Raw genomic sequence first — 20,543 nt, 5'->3', positions numbered from 1 at the left:
AAAGGAAAACCGTCAAACCAGCAAGAAGCAGAGAATCATCGGATCTCAAGTCAATTTTCGGGCAAGGGAATGAATTCTTCCTCGTCGCCGGGTACGATATCAAATCTGCCGGAACGCCATTCCTCTTTCGCCTGTTCGATCCGTTCTTTGGATGAGGAGACGAAATTCCACCAGATATAGCGTTTGGAAGGTAGAGCAGCACCGCCAAACAGCATGAAATGTGCCCCTTCCGGGGCGTGGATGACGATTTCGTCACGCGCGCGGAACACCAAAAGACGGTCTGCCGGGAACGTTTCACCCGCAATTTGCACCGATCCATCCAGCGTATAGATGGCCCGTTCTTCGGCAGCATCGGCCGGTATCTGTATGTGGCTTCCGGGTTGCAGCCGGATATCGACGTAAAGTGTTTCCGCGTGTTGCTTAACCACGGAACCGGCTCCATGAAACTTACCCATGACGACGCGCGCTTCCACACCGTTTTCGCGCAACATGGGCAGTTCACCGGCTGCTGTATTGGCAAAGGCGGGGTCGATTTCCTCCAGATGATCCGGCAGGGCCAGCCAGGTCTGCAAGCCCGAGATCGGCAAGGGTTCCGTCCGCAATTCTTCCGGCGAACGTTCCGAATGGACAATGCCGCGACCGGCGGTCATCAGATTGACGTCGCCGGGCCTGATGACCATTTCGGTCCCGAGGCTGTCGCGATGGCGGATGTTTCCGTCAAAAAGGTAGGTTACGGTCGAAAGGCCGATATGCGGATGCGGGCGTACATCCAACGCATCGGTCGGGCGAAGGATGGCCGGGCCCATGCGGTCGAAGAAAATGAAAGGTCCGACGAGGCGGCGCTTGGCACTCGGCAAGGCGCGACGCACTTCTAGTCCGCCAATGTCACTGGTACGTGGAATAATCAGCGTCTCGATTGCATCGACGGCTGTTGCATCGCCTGGCTTCGGATCTGGGCAGGGGTAAAAACTCATGGACGCTACTCCGGGTTTGTCGGAGTTCCCACCATAGCGTTTCAGAAAGGTCCTGAATAGCGCGCTGCAGTGTCACTCGGGATCGAGTGGTTCAGTACCGACAGGTTCGCCGTTGCGGCCAAGCCGAATCTTTTCCACCTTGTCTTCGGCGGCGCGCAGCAGCGTATCGCAATGCTTCTTCAGCGCTTCGCCCCGCTCGTAAATGCGAATCGACTGTTCCAGTGGCACATCGCCACGCTCCAGATCGTCGACGATCTTTTCCAGCTGATCGAGCGCCTGTTCGAAGCTCATGGCGGCGATATCGGAATTGTTCTGTACGTCGGCCATGTGTCATCCTCCCATCAGGCGTTTGATATGTGCGCCCGCCGAGAGCGACATCCCCTTGAGGTCGTACCCGCCTTCCAGAAGGCTGACAAGGCGGTTTGACGCATAGCTCCCAGCTCTTTCCATGAGAGCGCCGGTTGCCCAGTCGAAATCGTCCTCGTTCAGATTGATTTCCGCTAACGGGTCGCGGTGGTGCGCATCGAAGCCCGCTGAAATAATGATCAATTCCGGCCGAAATTCATCAATGGCCGGGAGAATACGCGTGTTGAAAGCCTCTCGGAAATGATCGCTGCCCGTCTGTGGGCTAAGCGGTGCATTGACGATATTACCGACACCGGTCTCACTTTTGGCTCCCGTACCCGGATAAAGCGGCATCTGGTGTGTCGAACAATACAGCACCGAGGGATCGTCCCAGAAGATATCCTGCGTGCCATTGCCGTGATGCACATCCCAGTCAACGATCGCAACGCGCTCGATGCCATGGTTCTTCTGGGCATGGCGGGCGGCAATGGCAGCATTGTTAAATAGGCAAAAACCCATCGCCTTGTTGCGTTCCGCGTGATGACCTGGCGGGCGCGACGCCACGAAGACATTGTCCGCCTTGCCAGTAAGTACGTCATCGACGGCAGCGTTGGCTGCACCTATTGCCGTCAAAGCAGCCTCCCAGCTCTTGGGGCTTACCGTCGTATCTGAATCAACGCGAGTCAGTCCCTCCTCGGGGATCGCACTACGCACCCGCTCAAGGAACGATTCAGGGTGCACATAAAGTATCGCCGTCTCGTCACCGATCGGTGACTGAACCCGATCCAGTGCATCGAAAGCGCTATCTTCCAGCACCTTGTTTAGCGCACGCAACCGATCCGGGCGCTCCGGATGGCCAACAGGCGTCAGATGTTCGAGGTAGATCGGATGCGAATAGAGTCGGGTAACCATGGGAGCTTTCTGCAGCGGCAAATTGGCATCAGCATGGCCGGCACCGGCCATGCCCAAATTTGCACCAGCGCCTTGCTGTTATACAAGAGCGAAGTGAGAAGCGTTTATCAACTCTGCAGAATCATCCGCTCAGGCCACGCTTAGCGCCTGCGTCAGATCGGCGATCAGATCGTCCGGATGCTCGATACCGATCGACAGCCGTATCGTCGAATCGAGTACGCCGATGCGTTGACGAACATCCACAGGCACGCCGGAATGGGTCATCGTCGCCGGATGACTGGCCAGCGATTCCGTACCGCCAAGGCTGACGGCCAGTTTCAATATCTGCAGCGCGTTAAGGAATTTGAATGCCGCCGGCTGGCCACCGCGAATGTCGAAGGAGAAGGTCGAACCGGCTCCGGTGCACTGAGCCGCAAAAGTGCGTCCAAGCGGCGATGACTCGTCGTGATACGGCAGATAGTGAATCTTCTCGCATTTCGGGTGTTCGCGCAGAAAATTGGCGATCACCAAGGCATTGTTGTTAGCCTTCTCCATGCGAATGCTAAGTGTTTCCAGGGATCGTCCGAGCATCCAGCAAGAGTGCGGATCAAGCTGCGTCCCGATTGCGCCACGCAGCGCCTTGACCTGTTTCATCACTGCCTTCGACCCGAGCGCAGCGCCGGCGATAAGATCGGAATGGCCACCGACATACTTGGTGAGCGAATAGAGCGATATGTCAGCGCCGTGCTCGATTGGTCGCTGGAATACTGGTCCAAGCAAAGTGTTGTCGCAGGCAATCACCGGGCGATGCCCCTGTTTCTCGGCGATTGCTTCGGCAATCCGCCGGATCATGGCGACATCGACGAGACTGTTTGTCGGATTGGCAGGCGTCTCGATGAGAATCACCGAGACACGACCCTTTTGCATCGCCTCTTCGGCTGCAGCCTGCACGGACTCTTCGTTCACTCCATCGGCGAAGCCCACCGCGGCGACGCCCATATTGAGGAACGTCCGGGCGAGAAGTGTTTCTGTACCGCCATAAAGCGGCTGTGAATGCAGGATTGAATCGCCCGGACGCACGAAAGCGAACAAGGTCGTGGCGATTGCGGACATGCCCGAGGAAAACACCGCACAACTTTCCGTTCGTTCATAGACCGCAAGCCGATCCTCGACGATCTCGCTGTTGGGGTGGTTGAAACGCGAATAGACCAGCCCCGCTCCTGTGCCGGCCGGCGGTTCACGACGGCCGGAGACAAAGTCGAAGAAGTCCCGTCCCTCTTCCGCTGATTTGAACACAAACGTCGAAGTCAGGAACACCGGCGGCTTAACCGCGCCCTCCGACAATTCCGGATCAAACCCGTAATTGAGCATCAACGTTTCGGGATGCAGTTCGTGATTGCCGATATGTGTCTTGGAGGGATGGGGAGCGGTCATGGCAGTCTCCTCGCTGGTATGAGCTTCAACCAGCGAGATTATAGCAAATGCAGCGACCAATCCTTGCTAATTCGAAGCGATATTCGCAAGACTCAGAGTGTTCAAACAGCGCACGAGAGCAGTCTAGATAATGTCCGTCTTGGTGATCTGGATACCGAAGCCCTCCAGGCCGACATAATGCCGCTCGCGTGACGAAAGCAGCCGGATCGACGTGATGCCAAGGTCCTTCAGTATCTGCGCGCCCAGACCAATCTGCCGCCACTCTTCTTCCCGCACCCGCGCTTCCGCATGGGCTTCCCGATCCAGCAAGTTTGTGCGGTTGCGGTCATCATCGCGGCCAACGCCCACTGATCCTTCACGCAGGTAAACGATCACGCCGCGCTTTTCCTCGGCAATGCGCTTCATGATGCTGTCGAGCGTGTTCCGGGCACCGAAAACGTCGCTCAAGATGTCCTCGCGCTGCAGGCGCACCGGAACATCTTCGCCATCGCGGATGTCGCCATAGACAATAGCGGCGTGGTGCATTGGCTCCCAGGGAAGAGCATAGGTAATCGCCTTGGCCTTGCCGGCACAGGTGTCGATTTCATATTCACCGATACGCTCGATAAGTGTTTCCTTGCGCTGGCGGTATGCAATGAGATCGGCGACCGTGACCTGCTGCAGGTTGTGGTTTTCTGCGAAGCTCGCCACCTGCGGGCCGCGCATTACCGAACCGTCATCATTGACCAGTTCGCATATCACGCCCACCGGAGGGAGCCCTGCGAGCTTGCACAGGTCAACCGCCGCTTCCGTATGGCCGGAACGCATCAGCACACCGCCCTCGCGAGCGACCAGCGGGAAAATATGGCCGGGACGAACGAAATCCGTCGCCCCGGCGTTGGGATTAGCGAGATTGCGAACCGTCAGTGTGCGGTCATCCGCGGAAATGCCAGTCGTAGTGCCATGCTTGTAATCGACGGTCACGGTGAAAGCCGTCGAATGCGGGGCATCATTGTCCGCCACCATTGGCGCAAGGTTGAGACGGCGCGCGTGATCGCGCGGCATTGGCGTACAAACGATGCCCGACGTATGGCGCACAATGAAGGCCATCTTTTCTGGCGTGCAGTGCACTGCGGCGACGATCAGGTCGCCTTCGTTCTCGCGGCCGTCATCATCCATGACGACGACGATCTCGCCACGTTCGAAGGCGCGAAGCGCATCGACGACCCGTTTTTGATTGTAAGCCATGGAAGCGCCCCTTGGTTAGATACGGCCCGTCTGGCCGCGATGTCTGAGATAATGATCGGCAATGGCGCAAGCAACCATCGCTTCGCCGATCGGTACCGCGCGAATGCCCACACAGGGATCGTGCCTGCCCTTGGTCATCACATCCACCTGGTTGCCATCGGCGTCGATGCTACGGCGAGGGGTCAGGATCGACGATGTCGGCTTCACTGCAAAGCGGGCAACCACGGGTGCACCACTGGAAATCCCACCCAGTATACCACCAGCGTGGTTCGACAGGAAAATCGGTTTTCCGTCATTACCCATGCGCATCTCGTCGGCATTTTCCTCACCCGTGAGTTTGGCCGAATCAAAACCGTCGCCGATCTCCACGCCCTTCACGGCGTTGATCGACATGAGATAGCTGGCGATATCCTGGTCGAGCTTTCCGTAGACCGGCGCACCCAGGCCTGCGGGGACATTTTCCGCAACAACTTCGATGACGGCGCCGATAGACGAGCCCGCCTTGCGGATGCCGTCCAGATAGGATGCAAATGTTTCGACCGAGCCCGCATCCGGCGTAAAGAATGGATTGTTGTCAACCTCGTCCCAATCCCAGCGGCTGCGGTCGATGGCGTGAATACCCATCCCCACCAGCGCGCCGCGCACAATGAGGCCAGGCACGATCTTGCGTGCGATAGCTCCAGCCGCAACGCGGGCCGCGGTTTCGCGTGCAGACGAACGGCCGCCACCGCGATAGTCGCGGATACCATATTTGACGTCATAGGTGTAATCGGCATGGCCTGGCCGATACTGGCGGGCAATGTCGCCATAATCCTTCGAGCGCTGATCGGTATTCTCGATCATCATCGAGATCGGTGTTCCCGTCGAGATCATGGTGACGCCGTCATCCTGCAGCATCACCCCGGAGAGCACACGCACCTGATCGGGCTCGCGCCGCTGCGTCGTGTATTTCGACTGGCCGGGCTTGCGTTTATCGAGATAGGCTTGGATTTCAGCTTCTGAAAAGGCGATGCCCGGCGGGCAACCGTCCACCACGCATCCAAGCGCAATTCCGTGGCTTTCACCCCAGGTGGTGACGCGAAAAAGATGACCGAAAGTATTGTGCGACATTTACCTATCCGACATTTGTCAGGGGGTTTTATGGGCGTTTACTCCTGTGGTCAAACCCGCCGCTGAAATTCCTTCATCCCTGACGAAAAAAGCAATTGTTTTGCCACAAATGAACGATCTAACTGCAGCACTGACCGGAACACTGATTTGATCTAAAGAGGAAATCAAATGCGCTTCATTGTAGCAACATTCATGTTCGTCGCTTCGCTTTTTCCGGTTGGTGCACTTGCGGACGATGCGCAAGGAAAGATTACCAGCATCGACGCGGACAATTCGACGATCACGCTCGATGATGGCAAGGTCTACAAATTGCCGGGCGAGTTTGATCTGAGCGTCATCGAAGAGGGTATGAAGGTGACGCTGATGTTCGACGTCGTCAACAAAGAGCGTTTCATCACTGACATCGAAGAGACACAGGAATAGTCACGTCCGGTCCGTTACAACCAGGTAAGTCGACCGTTTTCAAGACGGAGTATGTGATCCTGCGTAATAGCGAGGTTCGCGGCGTCATGGCCATCCAGCCCGTTGACCAGCTGGAAAATAGTTCTCAGACAACCGCCATGCGTTACACACACAGTGGGGCCGCGGACCTCTGCCAACCAGCTTGCCACCCGGACTCCCAGCATTGCGTAACTCTCTCCCGTGGGCCCGGGCGGAACGAAGTTCCACTTGTCCCGCGCCCGTTCTTCGACCAGCTCCGGCGTCTTGGCGGCGATGTCTTCAATCATGAAGCCCTGCCAGTCGCCGAAATTCACCTCCATAATCCGTGGATCTGTGTGGTATGCCATGGGATCGACTCCCATGCGCGTCCTTATCCGTTCCATGGTTTCGCGTGTGCGCCGCAATGGGCTGGCAACGAAATCGAACCCCGCACCATCGCCGATCAATGATTTCATCAGATCGCCGTTGCGATCCGCTTGCGCACGGCCGCGCGCATTGATGTCGATATCTTCCTGGCCCTGGATTCGCTCTGTCACGTTCCAGTCCGTCTCGCCGTGACGCGAGAAGTAGATCAACGAGTCAGGCAAAATCACTTGTGGTTTAATCCTTGACGACAGAGATATCCGGTGCGTCGACCGCTTTCATTCCAACGACATGATAACCACTATCAGCGTGATGTATCTCGCCCGTGACAGAGCGGGACAGGTCGGAGAGGAAATAAAGACCCGCATCTCCAACTTCCTCGATCGTCACGGTACGGCGCAGCGGCGCATTGTATTCGTTCCATTTGAGGATGTAGCGGAAATCACCAATGCCCGAGGCGGCAAGCGTCTTGATCGGACCGGCTGAGATCGCGTTGACGCGAATATTGTCCGGGCCAAGATCCACCGCAAGGTATTTAACGCTTGCCTCGAGCGCTGCCTTGGCAACACCCATAACGTTGTAATTCGGCATGACTTTTTCCGCGCCGTAGTAAGTCAGCGTCAGAATGGAGCCGCCATCCGTCATGAGCTTTTCAGCCCGCTTGGCCACAGCTGTAAGGGAGTAGACCGAAATCAGCATGGTCTTGCTGAAATTTGCTTCCGACGTATCGACGTAGCGCCCTGTCAACTCATCCTTGTCGGAAAAGCCGATGGCGTGGACGACAAAATCAAGCTTGCCCCATTCCTTTTCAAGCGCGGCGAAGCAGGCATCGATGGTTGACGCATCCGAAACGTCGCAATGGCCACAAAGATAAGCGCCGAGTTCCTGCGCAAGGGGCTCGACGCGCTTCTTCAAAGCATCGCCCTGATAGGTGAATGCAAGTTCGGCACCGGCATCGTGAGCTGCCTTGGCAATGCCCCAGGCAATCGACCGATTATTGGCGACACCCATAATGAGGCCGCGTTTACCCTGCATCAAACCAGTTTTGGCGGTCATATACCAACCCTTCATGAGACTTATGATTGATGTGCGGTATCGCACAGCCCGCGCCGGGCTTCAAGCGCACTGTCAACGTCGTTTTGGATTTTCAGTGACTGGTGTCGCGCAAGAATGCTTCAAGGGCAGGATCGCCGTTTTCCGGCAGCATGATGCGGACGTGCACGAACAGATCGCCGTGGCCCTCTGGTTTCTTCGATAAACCCTTGCCTCGAAGCCGTAAAACACGGTCGGAACTGGTCCACGGGGCTACTTTTACAGCGACGCGGCCGTTTAGCGTCTCTACTTCCTGTCGTGATCCGAGAGCGGCATCCCGCAGGGAAACCGGAAGTTCAACGTGAAGATCCCTGCCTTCGATGCGGAATTTCGAATGCGGTTTGAAGCGGACTGTGACCAAAGCGTCACCCGGCGTGCCACCTGGAATCTCTTCTCCCTGGCCTTTCAGGCGAATCGTTTGACCATTTTCCACGTGGGCCGGCAGCTTTATTGCCAAGCGTTTGCCATTTGGGAAAACCGCTTCGACCTTCTCGGCGCCTGCCGCCTGTTCGAGACTAATATCGATCGTTGCCTGCAGGTCGGCACCCTTGCGCGGTCCGGCGCGGCGCGCGCCACCACCTAAGCCGCCCATCCCGGCAGTCTCGCCAAACAGGCTGCTCAAAATATCTTCGGCGCCGAACCCGGAATTACCGCCCATTCCACTGCTGCGGAAATCAAACCCGCCTGAACGCTGCCGGGCGCCGCCGAATCCGGCAAATGGATCGCCTCCTGCCCCGGAAAAACCTTCAAATCCGTGCGGGACGCGCTGTTTGCCTTCAGCGTCAATCTCCCCCCGGTCAAACTGGCCGCGACGTTCCTTGTCGCCGACGATCTCGTAGGCCTGGTTTATCTCGGAGAATTTTGTCTGCGCCTTTGGATCATCCTGGTTCTGGTCAGGATGGTATTTCTTCGCGAGCTTGCGAAACGCCGATTTTATTTCTTCGGGCTTCGCCGTCTTGGCGACGCCCAGCACGGTATAGGGATCGCGCATGTGTCTGCCTTTCCTCGCCTGAGCGAGATACCTTGGGATTATTCCGCTGCTATATGTTCATGAATAGGAAGAAATTCCAGAGATTTGAAGCAAAAAAGCGGAAAAATGGCACAAGATTTACAATCGCCTACATAGGCGCGAAGGATTTCAAGGTCCATTGCCCGCCGTTCTGCATGCAGGTCTCGCCCTTATAGAGCATGACACCATCGAATGATTCGCGCGAAGTCTGGAACTCCCGGCAAAGACCTGTCTCGTCTTTTTTCTCTGCAATGGCGGTGATTGTCCCCTGGCTGCCCGTTTCAGGATTGGACCACGGCACGGGTTTGCTGCCCCATTGTGTGAAATTGAGCGCCGAAACGATGTTCCGTATGGTGGTTTGGTCGGATGAACCCTTGCTGTCAACAGGTTGTGCCGGCGCGACCGATCCCGTAACTGTGGCCTGGTCCGGAACCGCTTTGTCGATGCTGAAGCCCTTCATGGCGCAACCAGACAACAAGCATAGTGCAACACCGGCAACGAAGCCCGAACAAGGCCTGCACCAACGCCGTTTTGTTGCACCGAATTTCTTGCTATCAGATCGTAAAAACGCCAAACACATACCTCTCTTTAACAAGGTCAATCCGAAATGACTATGGGACTATGGATTAAATGAAGTTAACAAGCGATGACTTCACAGAGAAATCCGAGCCATTCGCGCTGTTCGACGAATGGCTCGCCGATGCGACCAAAACCGAGCCCAATGATCCCAACGCCGTTGCGCTGGCAACTGTTGACCAAGATGGGCTGCCAGACGTGCGCATGGTTCTCCTTAAAGGATTCGACAGCAATGGCTTTGTTTTCTATACGAATTTTGAGAGCCAGAAGGGCCAGGAGATCCTTGGGTCGATGAAGGCCGCCATGTGCTTTCACTGGAAGTCACTTCGCCGCCAGGTCCGCATCCGTGGTCCGGTTGAGGTTGTCAGTGACGAGGAGGCTGACGCATATTACGCCACCCGGCCCCGGGGGAGCCGAATTGGCGCCTGGGCCTCAAAACAGTCGCGTCCACTTGAAAGCCGCTTTGCGCTGGAAAAAGCCGTGGCCGAATACACTGCCCGCTATGCGATCGGTGAAATTCCGCGGCCGGCGCATTGGTCGGGTTTCAGGATCCGGCCCACGTCGATCGAATTCTGGCACGACCGGCCATTCCGCCTGCATGACCGGATGGTTTTCAGTCGCGACGCGCCCGAAGGCGATTGGGACAAGACGCGGCTCTATCCTTGAGTCCAATCAATCTCTCTTGCGAGTGAGAAACGCCATCAAGGCGTTGCGCGCCTCCTCGGACTGGAGGCGTTCGGCGAAATGCTTTGCTTCCAGATTTATACGCTCTACTACCTCTTCGCGAGGCATGCGTAAGAGATCGCGCGAAATCTGCATCGCTTGCGGTGGTTTGGCTGCAATCTCTGTCGCCACTTTCAAAACCGTGGTTTCAAGCTCGTCTGTTTCGACCAGCTTGTAGACCAAGCCGGCTTCCCTGGCTTCCACTGCATTCAAGCCGTCGCCCATCGCCAGAAATGCAAAGGCCCGCTGGTGTCCCATCAAGGCAGGGGCAAGCAAGCTTGAGCCGGCTTCCGGCACCAATCCGAGATCAACGAAAGGTGCCTTGAAGAACGATTGCGGCGTAGCGAACGTCAGGTCGCAGTGGAAATGGATCGTCGTTCCAACGCCGATTGCAAGGCCGTCAACCCCAGCGAGAAGCGGCTTTTTCGCATTGACCAGAGCGATGAGGAAGTCAATGACTTCGCTGCCCATAGTCCCGGTTGTGGCAAAGGCCATGAAATCCTGCAGGTCGTTGCCAGATGAAAATGCCCCGGGTACCCCGAAGAACACATGAGCGCGAACAGCCGCGTCGGCATCACCATCGACAATCGCCTTGGTCATCGCAGCATACATGGCGCGGGTCAGAGCGTTCTTCTTGTCCGGCCGGTTCATGCGAATGGTCTGGACGGCGCCGTGGCGCTCGATTTGGATATGGTCTGGCATGGAATTCCCTTTATGACGCGAGAGCGGAACGAGCGCCAAGCAAGCTGGCCCCGCCGTGAATGATGCGATCTTTCAGCCCATTCGTTTCGGACAGGAGATTTTCGGCAAAGAATCGCGCCAGCGCTATGCGTCCGGCGTTTTCACCACCTAGTGCCCCTTTCGTGAGATAGGTGGCGCCGGCCGCCAGGCCAAAGAGGCGCAGATAGGGCGTGGCACCAGCATATGCCTCGCGGATTTCACCCTTGCCAATTGCCTGTTGCAGCCAGGCGCTGGTTGACTCAAGAGCGTCGAGAGCCGCCTGAAGGCGTTTTCCCGTGTCTCCGAAGTCGGCGCTGTTCAACGCAGTAACAGCATCCGCCACAATGCGCAGTTCGGCGATATAGCCCTTGATATGGTCGCCGCCGCCAAGCGGCAATTTGCGCTGGACGAGGTCGATCGCCTGGATGCCGTTGGTGCCTTCATAGATTGGCGCGATGCGCGCATCGCGGAGAAACTGTGCCGCGCCGGTTTCTTCGATGAACCCCATGCCTCCATGGATCTGGATACCGATCGAGGCAACGTCCACGCCGATGTCAGTCGAGAACGCCTTGGCAACGGGTGTCAGCAGATTGGCACGATCGGTCCAATAACGGGCATCGTCACCGCTACCTGTCTTCGCCATGTCGAGTGCGTGTGCGCAAGCATAGGCTATGGAGCGCGCGGCACCGGTTAGCCCCTTCATCGTCAGCAGGTTACGCTGGACGTCTGGATGTTCGATGATCGGGCTTATCCCCGCACCTGTCCAGCCTGGCGCGCGCATTTGACGGCGCTCTTGGGCAAAGGCAAGGGACTTCTGATAGGCAGCTTCGGCCACCGCTACCCCCTGAATGCCAACGGCGAGACGCGCGTTGTTCATCATGGTGAACATGCAGGCAAGACCACGGTTTTCCTCGCCGATCAGCCAGCCTACGGCGCCAGGCTCCCGATCCTTCGCAAATCCATCGCCGTAGATCATCGTGCAGGTGGGTGAACCGTGAATGCCCAACTTGTGCTCAATGCCGCCGCAAAAGACGTCGTTGCGCGCTCCGGGCGAACCATCTGCATTAACGAGGAACTTTGGCACCAGAAACAGCGAGATGCCCTTGGTACCGGCAGGAGCGTCGGGCAGCCGCGCGAGGACCATGTGAATGATATTCTCCGTCAGATCATGCTCGCCGTAAGTGATAAATATCTTGCTGCCGAAAATCCGGTAAGTGCCGTCCTCGGCCCGCTCTGCTCTGGTCCGCAATGCGCCGACGTCGGAACCCGCCTGCGGCTCTGTCAGGTTCATCGTTCCCATCCACTCACCCGAAACAAGCTTTGGCAGATAGGTTCGCTTCAGCTCGTCGGTCGCGTGGGCATCCAGCGCCTCAATGGCACCGAGTGTAAGAGTCGGACCGATACCGAACGCCATCGAACCCGAGTTCCACATCTCGAAAGTTGCAATGGCCAGCATCATTGGCAGGCCCTGCCCGCCAAACTCTTCCTTTCCGGTCAATGCATTCCAGCCGCTGGAACTCCATTCGTGATAGACGTCTTTCCAGCCCGGCGGCATCGTGACCGCGGCATCCTTGAGCGGCGTGCCGTGTTTGTCGCCAATTTCGAGCAACGGCGCGACGCGCGTCGAGGCAAACTTTCCGGCTTCTTCAAGGATGGCGTCAACCAGATCGTCCGACAGGTCGCCAAAACGGCCTTGCGCAATGGCCCTTTCCAGTCCGGCAACTTTCAGGGTGTGGGCGATTTCCTCGACAGGCGCGCGGTACATGGATCACAGTCTCCTCATGCGGTGATGCTTGTTGCGGGCCGCACATTGCAACTGCGAAGGTGCTCAAGGCAAGCGTATTTTTACGTAAACGTAAGATATTCATTCTTCGGGGTGGAGAATGGGTATCCGATTGCCATTTCAAAACCGCATTTAACGGTGAGTAACGGTATATTAACCGCGATGCAGTGACCATCGTCCGGTACTATGGGGCTGGAGACTTGACCGCGAAGGGTGAGGGAAACCGTATTTGACGATCGGCGTGCGTGCTTTTGCTTTGGTGGTTGCCGCCCTTTTTTCGGGCGGGCCGACGTTTGCGGAGTCCGAATTCCAGTCGCCCTGGTCAAACAAGGAACGGGCAATCGTTCTCGACGGATACGAGCAAAACTCCTTCAACCTGGCTGAAATCGTCAGGGACGAACGGGTCGCCGGCTTCATCCACAAGGGCTCTGATGGTATGCCCGCCAATTACCATTGCACGCGCATCAGGGATCCGATGCAGCAGGAGTTGTGCAAGCGCATATGGCGCAACTATTCGGTGTCGCGCGAATTGTACCAGACGCGCCGGGCCCTCGCTAAAGCGCTCGGTTTGAAATGGGGTGCCTATCACCTTGGGCGTCCCGGGAATCCGATCGAGCAAGCCAATCACTTTATCGACTACACCGAGCCAACCGCCGATGAATTGATCGCGATTGACATCGAGAACAACGACCCCGAGAAATTCATGTCCCTCCGCGATGCGGAGATTTTCGCCGAACACGTCAAATTCCGCGCCGGGCGTTACCCAATTCTTTATACAAATGGCATTACGGCGAAGTACATTGCCGATCACAGACTCGAATTCCCGATCCTCTCGCGCTTGCCGCTCTGGTATGCGCGTTATGAATCGGACATTGCTCCGCATTTCCCCAAGGGCAATTGGCAAGACTATGCGCTCTGGCAATTCACATCCCAGAGCAATTGCAACAAGCAGCGCTGTCCCTACCGCCCGCCCGGGACAAACCGCGACATCGACGTCAATATCGCCGACATGACGGTGCCGGAACTGAAGAGAGCCTGGCCCTTCGGTGAGCTTGTCAAAGCCATACCGCCCAATGATCTGCCAAAGCCCGATACAAAACCGGTCAGCCAGCCCAATGTATTGGTGGCCTCTGCGCGACCTTTGCTCACTGTCAATTCCGGCGGCAAGGCTGCGGTTGATGGGACGATGACGGCGTCCGTGCTGCTGCAGCCAATAAGCCGGTTTCGCGCCAAGACACTGACTGTGGATGCGTTGTCTGCTTCGTTAAGCCGATCCGTCGCCCACCAGATGGACCATATCAACCGCTATCCGATTTTTGCGGTGTCTCCGGCATGTCTGAAGAAAGTTGGCTCTACTTTAGAAGTGACAGACCTCATCCGCCACCCTGCCCTGACGCCATTCCTATAGGCTATCGCCCTTCTCACGCGCGATCGCTCGCCAGCCAATATCGTGCCGGTAGAAGCCTTGCGGCCAATCGATCCTGGCAATTGCGGCATAGGCTGCGTCTTGGGCTTCCTGCACAGTCTTGCCGCTCGCTGTTACGTTCAGCACGCGGCCGCCATTGGCGACAAGTTCGCCATTGTTTTCCGCGGTTCCCGCATGGAATATCTCGACCGCTTCGCTCTCAGCGGCTGCATCGACGCCCCTGATCACGCTGCCTTTTTCCGGCGCTGCAGGATAGCCTCTCGCCGCCATGACCACGGTCAGCGCAGGGTTGTCGTTCCAGCGCACCGACATCTGGTCCAGCGCACCGTCGGCTGCGGCCTTCAACAACAACAGGACGTCGTCCTTCAAGCGCAGCATCAGCACTTGCGTTTCCGGATCGCCGAAGCGCGTGTTGTATTCGATGAGCTTCGGACCATCCTTGGTGATCATCAGACCGGCAAACAGCACACCACTGAAGCGCGAGCCGATTTCCGCCATGCCGCGCACGGTCGGCTCGATCAGTTCGCGCATGGTGCGGTCGATAATGTCCTGCGTCATCACCGGGGCAGGCGAATAGGCGCCCATGCCCCCGGTGTTCGCTCCCGTATCGCCATCACCAACGCGCTTGTGATCCTGCGCCGTCCCGAAGGGCAGTGCCGTCTTGCCGTCGCACAGGCAGAAGAAGCTGGCTTCTTCACCATCCAGATACTCTTCCACCACAACCTCTGCACCGGCACCGCCGAACGCTCCGTCGAAGCATGCGTCCACCGCGTCGAGTGCTTCCTGAATTTCGAAAGCAACGACGACGCCCTTGCCAGCAGCAAGGCCATCGGCCTTGACGACAATCGGTGCGCCCTGCTGGCGGACATAGGCTTTGGCCGCTTCCGCTTGAGTGAAGCGCTGGTAGGCACCTGTCGGTATGTTGAAGCGGGCGCAGAGATCCTTGGTGAAGCCTTTGGAACCTTCCAGACGTGCCGCCGCCTTGGATGGTCCAAACACCGAGATGCCCGCCGCCCGCAGATCATCGGCGATCCCGGCAACCAGCGGAGCCTCGGGGCCAACGACCACGAAGTCGATGGAGTTCTGCTTGCAGAACGCAACGATCTCCGCGTGCTTGGCTGGATCGAGAGCGACACAGTCGGCAACGCTCGCAATCCCCGGATTGCCCGGCGCGCAGTAGAGTTTGGTCAGAACTGGCGAAGCTGCGATCTTCCATGCCAGCGCGTGTTCACGGCCACCGGAACCTATCAGCAAGACATTCATCGAGATTGCTCCGCATTGAGAAGATTTGCCGTGTCGGTATGGCCTTGAGGCCAAGGGGTCAAGCTTACAATCGCAAATTTGCCCTGAAAAACCGCGTATAGTGCTTGACTGCGGAGTTGGCCGCTGGCCAAGGTCAAACCATGACACCAGAAAAAGACATTATCCAGTCAACGGAAACCCGTGGCCGTGTTTTCGATGCGCCGTCGGGCCATTGGGTCTATCGCACCTTGCCGAACTGGCTCTGGCCCTATGCGCAGCTGGCACGCTGGGACCGGCCCATCGGCTGGTGGCTCCTGTTGTGGCCGTGCTGGTGGGCGACTGCGCTTTCGGCGAGCGCAGGTGCAAAAGTCGGCGACCCTTTCTGGTCGGTACTGCCTTCACCCTATCATCTGGCCCTGTTTCTGATTGGCGCCATAGCCATGCGCGGCGCTGGTTGCACCTATAATGATCTTGCCGACGAGGATATCGATAACAAGGTCGCGCGTACCCGCTCGCGGCCGCTTCCCTCCGGTCAGGTGACCCGCAAGCAAGCCAAGATCTTCCTGGTCCTGCAAGCACTGGCAGGACTGGCGGTTGTCCTTCAGTTCAACTTCTTCACAATTGTCCTTGCGATCGGATCGCTGGTGATTGTCGCCATCTATCCCTTCATGAAGCGAATCACCAACTGGCCGCAACTCGTTCTTGGCCTTGCCTTTTCCTGGGGTTCGCTTGTCGGGTGGTCCGCACATTTCGGCTCGCTCGACTGGCCAGCCGTCCTGCTCTATGCGGGATCGATCCTGTGGGTGATCGGCTATGACACGATCTATGCCCATCAGGACAAGGAGGACGACGCACTGGTGGGGGTACATTCGACAGCCAGACTATTTGGCAGCCGGACGCGCGAAGCCCTGGTGGTTCTCTATGGCGGCGCGCTGGGCCTGTTCCTAGGGGCTTTTGCCGTTGCCGAAGTGCAAATGCCCGCCGTTGCCGGGCTGCTGGCTGCCGGCGCGCATATGTACCGGCAGATCATGACCCTCGACATTGACAACCCGACCGAATGCCTGCGGCTGTTCAAGTCGAATACCATCGTCGGCTGGCTGATCTTCCTCGGCCTGGTATTTGGCGGGCTGTGGACCGTCGTCAAGCCACTCTTCTAGACCATCGCGATGTCAAAGAACCGGGTGTGGCTTTCCCCCGCCACGCCCTCATTCTCTGAGTCTGGCCATTGAGTGGTTAGGGAAGACGGGCGGTCGTCGAAGCGCGTCTTGGTAGAAGGTATATGCGATCCGAAGACCGCCCGCTGACGTTTTCCCCCTGCCGGCCGGCTTCTGCCTGTTCCGCGGGGCGAGTGGATGAGCGCCTGGAGTCCGGGCCCATCGTCGCCGTCGGTGCAGTGTCCGCACAATTGGCGTCGGCATCAACAACGCAGGCAATATCTGTGTGTCAGGCAGATTGACCTCCGAAGACGAACAGGTCGGCCGCTGCCCGGGTCCGTTGCCCGCACATCGACACGCCGTCCTCCCCCACTTTCGAACGGCTCCGGAAGCAGCTCCCCATGGAAAGGACGGGGTTAGGATAAACGAGGTTTGCAGGTGTTGGATAAGTTAGCAGCATTATTTTGCGTGCGGTGAGATCGTGCAAGGGTCGACAGGCACCTTCTTCTCCAATAATCGCAGGGTGTCTCCCTCTCCGTCATCCTCGGGCTTGACCCGAGGATGACGGAGAGGAAGGTGCTTTTCAACCACGGCGAGATCATCGCGAAACGATCCCTCTCTTGCGATTTCTGGCACTTGGCCAGCGCGACATCGCTGCCGGGTTAAGAACCGCTACTTCGCGCCCTGAGCAATAATCTCCTCGCCGCCAATCACAAGACGCAGGCCAAGATCGCCAACCTTGCGGCGGGCAAGAAAGCGAGGACGGCGGCGGCGCGGTTCGCGACCCTGACGACGCTCCTTTGGCGCTGAAACTGCAACCGGGCCGATGCTCTGATCGAGCTGCCGCGCAACACCGTCTTCTTCGACGAGCATCATCGGCAGTTTGAAAAGTGACGACCAGGCGCGCCAATCGGCCGCAATGTCATTGAGGTCATGCGCGACCAGCAGCGGCACCGAAAGATGCGGGTCTGTGTGCATCAGCTCCAGAGTTACGGTGATGTCCCCGATGTCATCTTCAGTGGCCCGTGCTGTCACGCCTAAAAAAGCGCAGGCCGGCAAGGCGAGCGAGACTGGCAGATGGCTCGCCGGCAACAACCGCTTCACCACAGCACCCCGTTCGTGCAGCGTGAAGGTGATGTCGCCGCGATCGTCGCGCGTGGCATAGGTGACCGTCTGTGGTAGATGGAATGGGTCAAGCCGGAACTCCCGACCTGCCCAAACCGGCTTGGCTCCGGTTTTCTTCATGTGACGCCTTCTGTCGATCCTGAGAGCCGGTTTTCCGGTCTTCTCTTTGTATTTCCCTGTAGAGCGGACCATTTTCTGGTCTCGTATGGGGAAACAATAGGCGCCAACTTTCCCAATCCCGCTTAACGAACTGGGTTAACTGTTTCTGATCAAAAAGGATGGTTATCGAAACCCAACCAGCCCCAAGATTTTGGTAATAGGCATGAACAAAAGATTGAGAGCCTGGAACTCTCCTGCGCCATTCATCTGACGTGATTTTCTGCGCCAGGTACTCACAGCAACCGCTGCGTTCCGGTTCCCGGAACTCACTCCATCTCAGTCTCCGCAGTGATTTTCCAAATGTGCTCTGAGAACTTCAGAGCACTTTGCCCGGATTCATTATGCCCGCAGGATCGAAGGATTTCTTGATCCGGCGCATCAGATCCAATGCCACGGGCGATTTGGTTTCCGAAAGCTCCTTGCGCTTCAACTGACCTATGCCGTGCTCGGCCGAGATCGAGCCTTTATAGGAACGGACAATGTCATGTACCCGCTTGTTGATTTCTACCCAGCGGGCAAGAAAAGCCTCCTTGTCGGCGCCGACCGGCTGGGAGATGTTGTAGTGCAAGTTGCCATCGCCCATGTGCCCGAAGCAAACGATGCGCGCACTGGGGATCAGATCGAGCACAGCCGCATCGGCTTCTGCGATGAAATCCGGGATCTTTGCGACCGGCACGGAAATATCGTGCTTGATCGATCCGCCTTCCGGTCTTTGCGCAAGCGACATGGCCTCGCGCATATGCCAGAACGATTTTTCCTGGGCCGTGCTGTCAGCGATTGCTGCGTCTTCTACAAGTCCCGCCTCGTAGGCTTCCATCAGAATTGCTTCAATGGTTTCGCGTGCATCTTCCGCGGATCGTGACGAGGAAATGTCGATGAGAACATACCATTGATGCGGGGCATCAAGCGGATCACGCACGCCGTCCGTATGAGCGACGGAGAACTCCACGCCAATACGCGGCATGAGTTCGAAACCGGTAAGCGATGGGCCTGCATGACCCTGCGCCAGTCCAAGGAGTTTCAAAGCATCTTCCGGACTGGCGAGGCCAGCATAGGCGACGCCTTTTCCTCTCGGTAGCGGAAACAGCTTCACCACTGCCGCTGTGATTACCCCAAGCGTACCTTCTGCGCCGACAAACAAATCCTTCAGATCATAGCCCGTATTGTCTTTCTTGACATAACGCAGATCGTTGAGGATCTCGCCCGTCGGCAGAACAACCTCGACGCCGAGGCAAAGCTCACGCGTATTGCCGTAGGCGAGAACCGCAGTCCCACCCGCATTGGAAGAGAGATTGCCGCCAATCTGACAGGAGCCTTCAGAACCGAGCGAGAGCGGAAACAGCCTGCCCTCGTTCTCGGCAGCGTCCTGCAGCGTCTTCAACACAACGCCTGCCTCGACAATGGCGAGATTACCGGCCGGATCGATCGAGCGGATCCTGTTCAACCGCGACAGGGACAGGATAACCTGCTGACCGCTTTCATCCGGCATTTGACCGCCGACGAGGCCCGTATTGCCGCCTTGGGGAATAATAGCCGTTCCGGTTGCGGTCGCCAGCTTGAGAATTGCCGAGACCTCTTCAACTTCGGACGGCCGCAGAACCATCGACGTCTTGCCACCGAATTTCTCGCGCGGCTCGATCAGATAAGGCTCGATATCGCGCGGATCGCGCAGCGCATTCTTTTCACCGACAATCGCAATGAAGCGTTGAACAAGGTCAGGCGTCAGGGTCATTTTATCTGTTCCACAGTCATCGAGGGTATCCGCGGCGCGGCAGCACGGACAAGCCGGTCATTGATGGCCTCGCCAAGTCCGTTAAAAGGGATCGGCTCTACGGCGATCACAGCACTGCCGAGGCGATCAAGGCGTTTCATGTAGTCAAAGAGGTTGGCGGCAGCTTCGCGCAGATTTCCGGCCTCGCTGAGATTGAGGCTTGCCGCGGCAAGGGCAGCGCCACTCGCGCGCACCGGCCCGAAGGCAAGCAAGGCCTCGCCTTCCCGCACCTCATGCACATTGAGCCGAACGCCCGCTGCTGGCGCATAATGCGAGGCCAACATTCCCGGGGCTTCAATGGCAGAACGCTGATCTATGCGTTCAAGCTTTTTGCCGATGAAGGCTTCTATGTCTTCCGCCGCCAGGCCGCCGGGACGGAGCAGCTGAACCGCATCGCCATCGACTTTGACGATCGTGGACTCCAGCCCCACCTCGGATGGACCGGCATCGAGGATCAGGGCAATCCTGGCGCCAAGGTCATCCTCGACGGCAGGCGCACTCGTTCCGCTGATCTTGCCGGATGTGTTGGCGCTGGGGGCCGCCAAGGGGCGGTCGAGGGCAGCGATGATCTTTCCGGCAACGCCGCGCGGCATGCGCAGCGCTATGGTATCAAGTCCCGCCGCGACCAGTGGATGGATTGCCGTGTCTGCCTTCAAAGGCAGCACGAGCGTCAGTGGCCCCGGCCAGAACGCGTCGATGAGCCGCCGCGACTGCGGGTCGATGACCGCATAGCGTTCCGCCATGGAGACATCCGAAACATGGCAGATCAGCGGATTGAAATGCGGCCTGCCCTTCGCCTCGAAAATGCTGGCGACTGCTTCGCCATTGGTGGCATCCGCAGCAAGGCCGTAGACAGTTTCAGTTGGAATGGCGACAAGTTTGCCCTCGGCGAGCACAATGGCTGCCGTCCGTACTGCCTGCTCATCTGTTCCCATGATCCGGGCCAAGGAAATCTCCGATCGTGAGCACTGCCTACAC

20 protein-coding genes are annotated in these 20,543 nt (G+C 57.7%); 4 read left to right on the top strand and 16 right to left on the bottom strand.

Going from position 1 to position 20,543, the window contains the following annotated elements; translation table 11 throughout:
* Positions 1-50: 50 nt before the first annotated feature.
* From CU103_RS23205 to aroC, 6 genes are all read right to left on the bottom strand, one after another.
* Positions 51-974, bottom strand: coding sequence for a pirin family protein (locus CU103_RS23205; protein WP_106666408.1), 924 nt, complete (start codon positions 972-974; stop codon positions 51-53).
* A gap of 72 nt (positions 975-1,046) precedes the next feature.
* Positions 1,047-1,301, bottom strand: a complete 255-nt coding sequence (locus tag CU103_RS23200; protein ID WP_106666407.1) for an exodeoxyribonuclease VII small subunit — start codon at positions 1,299-1,301, stop codon at positions 1,047-1,049.
* A gap of 3 nt (positions 1,302-1,304) precedes the next feature.
* Positions 1,305-2,231, bottom strand: coding sequence for a histone deacetylase family protein (locus CU103_RS23195; protein WP_106666523.1), 927 nt, complete (start codon positions 2,229-2,231; stop codon positions 1,305-1,307).
* Positions 2,232-2,360: 129 nt separating this feature from the next.
* Positions 2,361-3,644, bottom strand: coding sequence for a cystathionine gamma-synthase family protein (locus CU103_RS23190; RefSeq protein ID WP_106666406.1), 1,284 nt, complete (start codon positions 3,642-3,644; stop codon positions 2,361-2,363).
* A gap of 123 nt (positions 3,645-3,767) precedes the next feature.
* Positions 3,768-4,871, bottom strand: coding sequence for a 3,4-dihydroxy-2-butanone-4-phosphate synthase (gene ribB, locus CU103_RS23185; RefSeq protein ID WP_106666405.1), 1,104 nt, complete (start codon positions 4,869-4,871; stop codon positions 3,768-3,770).
* Between the two features lie 15 nt (positions 4,872-4,886).
* The gene (gene aroC / locus CU103_RS23180) at positions 4,887-5,981 is read right to left on the bottom strand and encodes a chorismate synthase (protein WP_106666404.1); all 1,095 of its coding nucleotides are present in this window, start codon (positions 5,979-5,981) and stop codon (positions 4,887-4,889) included.
* Between the two features lie 168 nt (positions 5,982-6,149).
* On the opposite strand from aroC, the gene CU103_RS23175 reads away from it, so the two are divergent.
* A complete protein-coding gene (locus tag CU103_RS23175; RefSeq protein ID WP_106666403.1) occupies positions 6,150-6,404 on the top strand; it encodes a DUF1344 domain-containing protein in 255 nt (84 codons plus the stop codon).
* Between the two features lie 14 nt (positions 6,405-6,418).
* On the opposite strand, the gene CU103_RS23170 is transcribed toward CU103_RS23175, so the two are convergent.
* The 4 genes from CU103_RS23170 to CU103_RS23155 form a co-directional block, all read right to left on the bottom strand.
* Positions 6,419-7,009, bottom strand: coding sequence for a histidine phosphatase family protein (locus tag CU103_RS23170; protein WP_106666522.1), 591 nt, complete (start codon positions 7,007-7,009; stop codon positions 6,419-6,421).
* Positions 7,010-7,022: 13 nt separating this feature from the next.
* Positions 7,023-7,841, bottom strand: coding sequence for an enoyl-ACP reductase FabI (gene fabI / locus CU103_RS23165; RefSeq protein ID WP_106666402.1), 819 nt, complete (start codon positions 7,839-7,841; stop codon positions 7,023-7,025).
* Positions 7,842-7,932: 91 nt separating this feature from the next.
* Entirely contained in the window at positions 7,933-8,868 is a 936-nt protein-coding gene (locus CU103_RS23160) for a DnaJ C-terminal domain-containing protein (protein WP_106666401.1), read from the bottom strand.
* A gap of 127 nt (positions 8,869-8,995) precedes the next feature.
* On the bottom strand, positions 8,996-9,466 hold the full coding sequence (locus tag CU103_RS23155) for an RT0821/Lpp0805 family surface protein (protein ID WP_315975646.1): 471 nt from the start codon (positions 9,464-9,466) through the stop codon (positions 8,996-8,998).
* A 50-nt stretch (positions 9,467-9,516) separates the two neighbouring features.
* On the opposite strand from CU103_RS23155, the gene pdxH reads away from it, so the two are divergent.
* Positions 9,517-10,128, top strand: coding sequence for a pyridoxamine 5'-phosphate oxidase (gene pdxH, locus CU103_RS23150; protein WP_106666399.1), 612 nt, complete (start codon positions 9,517-9,519; stop codon positions 10,126-10,128).
* A 6-nt stretch (positions 10,129-10,134) separates the two neighbouring features.
* Here the strand turns inward: pdxH and CU103_RS23145 are convergent, their stop codons facing one another.
* Together CU103_RS23145 and CU103_RS23140 are read right to left on the bottom strand one after the other, a co-directional pair.
* Positions 10,135-10,887, bottom strand: a complete 753-nt coding sequence (locus tag CU103_RS23145) for a crotonase/enoyl-CoA hydratase family protein (RefSeq protein ID WP_106666398.1) — start codon at positions 10,885-10,887, stop codon at positions 10,135-10,137.
* A 10-nt stretch (positions 10,888-10,897) separates the two neighbouring features.
* Positions 10,898-12,670 (bottom strand): acyl-CoA dehydrogenase family protein, encoded by a 1,773-nt coding sequence (locus CU103_RS23140; protein ID WP_106666397.1) that lies wholly within the window; start codon positions 12,668-12,670, stop codon positions 10,898-10,900.
* A gap of 247 nt (positions 12,671-12,917) precedes the next feature.
* Here CU103_RS23140 and CU103_RS23135 point away from each other — a divergent pair, with 247 nt between their 5' ends.
* Positions 12,918-14,096 carry a glycoside hydrolase family 25 protein gene (locus tag CU103_RS23135; RefSeq protein WP_106666396.1) on the top strand — a complete coding sequence of 393 codons (1,179 nt, stop codon included), beginning with the start codon at positions 12,918-12,920 and terminating at the stop codon, positions 14,094-14,096.
* Here CU103_RS23135 and purD read toward each other — a convergent pair.
* Entirely contained in the window at positions 14,091-15,377 is a 1,287-nt protein-coding gene (purD, locus tag CU103_RS23130; RefSeq protein WP_106666395.1) for a phosphoribosylamine--glycine ligase, read from the bottom strand. The genes CU103_RS23135 and purD overlap by 6 nt on opposite strands.
* A gap of 140 nt (positions 15,378-15,517) precedes the next feature.
* On the opposite strand from purD, the gene ubiA reads away from it, so the two are divergent.
* Positions 15,518-16,513, top strand: coding sequence for a 4-hydroxybenzoate octaprenyltransferase (gene ubiA, locus CU103_RS23125; RefSeq protein WP_106666521.1), 996 nt, complete (start codon positions 15,518-15,520; stop codon positions 16,511-16,513).
* 669 nt (positions 16,514-17,182) lie between these two features.
* Here the strand turns inward: ubiA and CU103_RS23120 are convergent.
* The 3 genes from CU103_RS23120 to CU103_RS23110 all read right to left on the bottom strand — a co-directional run bounded on the left by CU103_RS23120 (position 17,183) and on the right by CU103_RS23110 (position 20,512).
* Positions 17,183-17,755, bottom strand: a complete 573-nt coding sequence (locus CU103_RS23120; RefSeq protein ID WP_106666394.1) for a DUF6101 family protein — start codon at positions 17,753-17,755, stop codon at positions 17,183-17,185.
* A 355-nt stretch (positions 17,756-18,110) separates the two neighbouring features.
* The gene (locus CU103_RS23115; protein ID WP_106666393.1) at positions 18,111-19,526 is read right to left on the bottom strand and encodes an FAD-binding oxidoreductase; all 1,416 of its coding nucleotides are present in this window, start codon (positions 19,524-19,526) and stop codon (positions 18,111-18,113) included.
* A complete protein-coding gene (locus CU103_RS23110) occupies positions 19,523-20,512 on the bottom strand; it encodes an L-threonylcarbamoyladenylate synthase (RefSeq protein ID WP_410010304.1) in 990 nt (329 codons plus the stop codon). Before CU103_RS23110 ends, CU103_RS23115 begins: the two co-directional genes overlap by 4 nt.
* Between the last annotated feature and the right edge of the window lie 31 nt (positions 20,513-20,543).

Source organism: Phyllobacterium sophorae, from assembly GCF_003010965.1.
Classification (GTDB): domain Bacteria; phylum Pseudomonadota; class Alphaproteobacteria; order Rhizobiales; family Rhizobiaceae; genus Phyllobacterium; species Phyllobacterium sophorae.
The sequence above is the reverse complement of the archived record's forward strand: the minus strand, read 5'-3'. Positions and strand labels throughout refer to the sequence as shown.

Excerpts from the sequence above, each read along its gene's own strand:
- CU103_RS23205 (WP_106666408.1), bottom strand. The coding sequence starts at position 974 with ATGAGTTTTTACCCCTGCCCAGATCCGAAGCCAGGCGATGCAACAGCC.
- CU103_RS23200 (WP_106666407.1), bottom strand. The coding sequence starts at position 1,301 with ATGGCCGACGTACAGAACAATTCCGATATCGCCGCCATGAGCTTCGAA.
- CU103_RS23195 (WP_106666523.1), bottom strand. The coding sequence starts at position 2,231 with ATGGTTACCCGACTCTATTCGCATCCGATCTACCTCGAACATCTGACG.
- CU103_RS23190 (WP_106666406.1), bottom strand. The coding sequence starts at position 3,644 with ATGACCGCTCCCCATCCCTCCAAGACACATATCGGCAATCACGAACTG.
- ribB (WP_106666405.1), bottom strand. The coding sequence starts at position 4,871 with ATGGCTTACAATCAAAAACGGGTCGTCGATGCGCTTCGCGCCTTCGAA.
- aroC (WP_106666404.1), bottom strand. The coding sequence starts at position 5,981 with ATGTCGCACAATACTTTCGGTCATCTTTTTCGCGTCACCACCTGGGGT.
- CU103_RS23175 (WP_106666403.1), top strand. The coding sequence starts at position 6,150 with ATGCGCTTCATTGTAGCAACATTCATGTTCGTCGCTTCGCTTTTTCCG.
- fabI (WP_106666402.1), bottom strand. The coding sequence starts at position 7,841 with ATGACCGCCAAAACTGGTTTGATGCAGGGTAAACGCGGCCTCATTATG.
- CU103_RS23160 (WP_106666401.1), bottom strand. The coding sequence starts at position 8,868 with ATGCGCGATCCCTATACCGTGCTGGGCGTCGCCAAGACGGCGAAGCCC.
- CU103_RS23155 (WP_315975646.1), bottom strand. The coding sequence starts at position 9,466 with ATGTGTTTGGCGTTTTTACGATCTGATAGCAAGAAATTCGGTGCAACA.
- pdxH (WP_106666399.1), top strand. The coding sequence starts at position 9,517 with ATGAAGTTAACAAGCGATGACTTCACAGAGAAATCCGAGCCATTCGCG.
- CU103_RS23145 (WP_106666398.1), bottom strand. The coding sequence starts at position 10,887 with ATGCCAGACCATATCCAAATCGAGCGCCACGGCGCCGTCCAGACCATT.
- CU103_RS23140 (WP_106666397.1), bottom strand. The coding sequence starts at position 12,670 with ATGTACCGCGCGCCTGTCGAGGAAATCGCCCACACCCTGAAAGTTGCC.
- purD (WP_106666395.1), bottom strand. The coding sequence starts at position 15,377 with ATGAATGTCTTGCTGATAGGTTCCGGTGGCCGTGAACACGCGCTGGCA.
- ubiA (WP_106666521.1), top strand. The coding sequence starts at position 15,518 with ATGACACCAGAAAAAGACATTATCCAGTCAACGGAAACCCGTGGCCGT.
- CU103_RS23120 (WP_106666394.1), bottom strand. The coding sequence starts at position 17,755 with ATGAAGAAAACCGGAGCCAAGCCGGTTTGGGCAGGTCGGGAGTTCCGG.
- CU103_RS23115 (WP_106666393.1), bottom strand. The coding sequence starts at position 19,526 with ATGACCCTGACGCCTGACCTTGTTCAACGCTTCATTGCGATTGTCGGT.